The following is a 4,431-nucleotide window of genomic DNA, read 5'->3' on the forward strand; positions in this document are numbered from 1 at the left end:
TATGGCGCAAATTACGTGCCAAAGCGAGGGAAGTCATCTGGGAAATGCGGGTTCAGATCTTTTGTCAGGTAAGGCAACAAAGTTACCGAGTCGCAGTCTTTTCTTTCAAGTCCATCGTGGACTCACGCCCCAACGCTATCAAAACTCTGCAGTAGTGACTCAAAAATTCAAACTGGTCGGTTATCCAGGAACCTTTGGTAATGAAAATCTGATGCTAAATGCTGAGCCTTTGATGGAAATATACGACTTGTCAGTTGATCCGGAAGAGAAACACAATCTGATCACAACTCAGCCTGAAACAGTAGAAACGCTACGTCGGCAATACGATGCCTGGTTTTCAATGATGAAACAGACTCGTCATTTTGAGCCGGGGATAATTGTCGTTGATCAGAAGAAAGAAAGTCCCTGCGTTTTATGTCGGTATCAGGACGGGAATTATTTTCAGGGAGTTTCTCAAGGCTGGATGGTCAAGATTTCGAACTCTGGTTTGTATGAGGTTCAAATTGAACGTGGCCAGAATAAGACAGCGGGAAAGATCGTTGTCAACTGGCTGGGTCAGCAGGCTCATGAGTATTTGAATGCAGGCCAATCGTCGGCGGAATTTGAGTTACGCGCGGGAACGGGAATGCTCGATATCTGGTTTCAAGCGGAGGGCCAAGATCGAATACATATCACCAATAATGGAACGTGGGGTGATGTTTCATTGAAACAGTTGAAATGATGATTGCCATTCCAAACTAAAAACCGGCTCTGGATAAAATCCAAGCCGGTTTGATTACTGACTGTTATCTGAAAACGATGGTTTAATACAACCAGTCAATACCAACACTCCAGGTTCCAACGTTCCATTTCTCGCGTTTCACTTCGATTGATGGAAATAAACCTCTGGTTGGCATGCCCTGCCAGCGAATGCTGTCAAAGGGTCTGGCAATTTCGCCAGCGGCAATATAGGTATAACCAACTTTGAATTTTGCTTCCTCAAGGATTTTCATGCGTTTCAAGACAGGGACATGTTCAAAAATAGCCATTTCTGCGAAGATCGATTGTTCAAAAATGGGTGAGACATGCGTATGTGTGCTCGCGTCAGTGAAGGCATTTGGAGTGGGATCAGTTGCCGTGGCATCGATCAATGCTTTGGGGCGGTTGGTATCATCCGGATTAGCTCGAATGCCAATCCCGACATTATCTCCACTTAAGTTAATCTTTTCCCGATTGGCCATAATCCCGAATTTGGTCTGGCCCCAGATTTTGAGCTTATCACCACCCAGGTCAAATTGAAAACCAATTTCAGGACCTGCCAAATCTGTATCTACTCTACTGTCCACGACAGTTGTATAAGGTGTAACTGGAATATCTGTTGCTGGGTCTAGAGGTGCTGCGAAGAAGGCTGTAGCGGTACCTGTTGTTCCGCCTGCGTCGTCGTCTTCCACGACGCCCGCATTATCAATAATCCCATCCGAGTTTTCATCTGATCCGGTTGGGTGAGAGAATAGCTTCAAATCAGGTCGAATGCTTGTGAAAGTGGTTGCATCACTATAAAGCAAACCACTGTCGCGGCCTACGAATCCAAATCCTTCTTTGACTTTCATGTATCGCACACCGGCAAGGCCTCGAACCTTCAGATTTTTCTTATCAATCATCGGAGTCGACATCCAGGTTGCATTGGTTCCCCAAGCCTGACTGACAACTTTAATTCTGAAATCCAGGTCATAAGGAACGGAAACACCATTCACTGTTCCATCATCAAGTGGTAAAGATGCTAAATTCATCAATTCGTTCTGTAAGATCGAATTGATATCTGCTGCAGTCACACCGGGAATCGTAGTCACAACCCCTCGACCAGTAGGATCGATGAAGTTAGGTGGTGACAGCAGGATATCCATGATTGCTTGATTATTTGGGTTTGGCTTGTGGGTTGAATTCGTGATGGCGGACCATTCAGAATCAGCACTAGCAAGCCACCAGCCCGTAAACTCAAATCCACTCTCGTCATCGTTATTCCAACCCCAGCGGAGACGTGTACCAGGTGAAAATAAATTCGGAATGACATCGTAGGTTACATGATCAAAGAAATTCAGGCTTTGTGCCGTGGTGGTAAACTCATCATCTGTAGCGTCCTCTAATTCATCTTGTACCATACCAAAGTAGGAAATGGTTCCATCATTTCCAAACTTGGCACTTCCCGGACTGCGGAATTTGGCGAATAACGCTTCAGTGCTGAAGAAATATTTCTTACCGTGATTGCTATCCTTGTACGACCACAAACCATTATCGTCAACTCGATGTTGTTGAAACATCTTTTCGAAGGGAGTCATTTGAGGAAACGCATTTACGGGCGCCTGAGGCCCTGCGTTCATGGGAAATCCAGGTGCCGAAGGCGGACCATATCCACCTGTTGCTGCTTGGAAAAAGTTTGGGGGAGGTGCCCCGGCGAGAGATTGTGCATTCTGAGTTAATCCCGGCAGATGGAAGGAATCAAACGATACAGGTTGTATCATTCCTCTCTGCGGAATTGAAGAGGGATATCCCTGCGCATTCACGGTAGAGAATGCGAAAGAAATCAGAACGATGCTCAATACCGGTGCTAGCCAATGAAGAAGCCGCATCTATACGTCCTTACAAACAGCGGAAACTTTGATAACAATCCGCGCGGTCAATAACGGAAATGCGCGGAGTCTGTTGCTGGTTATATCGGACAGGGCTTCTGGTAAACTGTAGCGATTATTCGGAAGATGACGAATTTTCCTGTTTCAATAGTTTTGACGGTTGTATTGAGTCAAGGATAATGTGGGTGTATGTATATGTTTATGGTGGGCTTCGTATCAATTCTGTACGAATCTGTTGACTGATCGAATCTGATGTATGTTTGGTAAGTCTTTATTATAAAGGTAGATATGGTGTATGAAACTCGATGGTGAATACTATTAGCATGAAGTGTGAGTGATTTTAGTTGTGAACTTTCAGAATCAATCAGAAATAGTCTCAATTAAAGCACAGGTCCAATGCTCCAGGGGCAGAATTCTTCATCTCCGATGCCTTGGGCTTCACTTTTCGTTTTTTTACCGCTGGCAACTTTAATGATCAGCTCAAAAATTTCCTCGCCGACTTCTTCTACAGATGTGCCATTCAGGATTCTGCCAGCATCGAGGTCCATGTCATCCTGCATTCGCTCGTACATGGGAGTATTTGTCGATATTTTAATACTGGGAACTGGTTTGCACCCAAAGCAGCTTCCCCGGCCTGTAGTGAAAGTGACAACATTAGCACCACCGGCGACCATACCTGTTACCGAGGCGGGGTCGTACCCTGGTGTATCCATTATCACAAACCCTTTTTCGGTGACTGGTTCGGCAAATCGATAAACTTCCTGTAAAGCTGTGCTTCCCCCTTTGGCAATGGCGCCGAGCGATTTTTCGTAAATGGTCGTGAGTCCGCCTCTTTTGTTTCCAATGGAGGGATTGTTATCAATGACAACACCAAATTTGCCGGTATATTCTTCCCACCACTTAATCCGGTCGATCAATTTCTTCCCAATTTCGGGCGTGACTGCGCGGCGGGTGAGAAGATGTTCTCCACCATAGATTTCCGATGTTTCTCCCAGGATAGAGGTTGCGCCATGAGCGACCAAAAGATCGCTGGCTATTCCTAAAGCGGGATTTGCCGTCACTCCGCTGTTTCCATCACTCCCCCCGCATTCTGTACCCAGAATCAATTCGGAGACCGGAATCGGCACCCGGGAAACGTCATTTACTTGAGGTAAGTAGTCTTTAAGAAGTGCTGTGACTTTTTTGACTGTTTTTGCTATTCCCCCTATATCTTGGATGTTGAGAACCAGCGGGCCCTGGTTCTGAGGCTCATTCGGGTTCGCTAGCTGGACCAGGCCTTCCGAGTCAGAGAGGAATGAACCTTGACCGGTTTCACAGCCTAACCCCAGAACGACATAAGCGCCGATATTTGGATGTTTCGCAAAACCGCCGAGTGTTCGCATGAGCTGATGGTGGTCCTCACCATCATATTGCATGGCACACCCGCCTTTATGGACGAGGGGAATGATGCCATCAATATTGGGGAAGTCTTTAAGAGAGGTCCCGGCCAACTCACGGGCAATGTATTTTGAAGCAGTAGCAGAACAATTCACGGTACTGATAATCGCCAGATAATTTCGCGTACCTGCTTTCCCGTTCGGACGTCGGTAACCCATAAAAGTTCTGCCTTCAATGGGAGTGGGAGGAGGAGGGACCTCGGTCGAATAGGCGTAGTCAAGGCTGAGAACACCCGATTCCAGGTTATGACTGTGAATCCAGTCACCAGCTTGAATATCTGAAATCGCAAAGCCGATCGTCTGTCCGAACTTACGGACGGGTTCGCCACTGTTGATTGCCTGGATGGCGACTTTATGACCCAAATCAATATTTTCTCTAGTGATCACAC

2 protein-coding genes and 1 pseudogene are annotated in these 4,431 nt (G+C 46.4%); 1 reads left to right on the top strand and 2 read right to left on the bottom strand.

All coding sequences use genetic code 11. The annotated features are described in order from the left end of the window. Positions 1-721: pseudogene (locus tag Q0668_RS23140) on the top strand (hypothetical protein); the annotation flags it as partial. A gap of 82 nt (positions 722-803) precedes the next feature. Here Q0668_RS23140 and Q0668_RS23145 read toward each other — a convergent pair. After that, positions 804-2,606: a hypothetical protein gene (locus Q0668_RS23145; protein WP_298868912.1), complete on the bottom strand. Its 1,803-nt coding sequence runs from the start codon at positions 2,604-2,606 to the stop codon at positions 804-806. A 380-nt stretch (positions 2,607-2,986) separates the two neighbouring features. Next, a partial coding sequence (locus tag Q0668_RS23150; protein WP_298868913.1) for a UxaA family hydrolase occupies positions 2,987-4,431 on the bottom strand: 1,445 nt, incomplete at its 5' end.

The sequence above is a fragment of the uncultured Gimesia sp. genome (assembly GCF_937910335.1).
In the GTDB taxonomy this organism is placed as follows: Bacteria; Planctomycetota; Planctomycetia; order Planctomycetales; family Planctomycetaceae; genus Gimesia.

Coding starts and splice junctions, on each gene's coding strand:
- Q0668_RS23145 (WP_298868912.1), bottom strand. CDS start 2,606: ATGCGGCTTCTTCATTGGCTAGCACCGGTATTGAGCATCGTTCTGATT.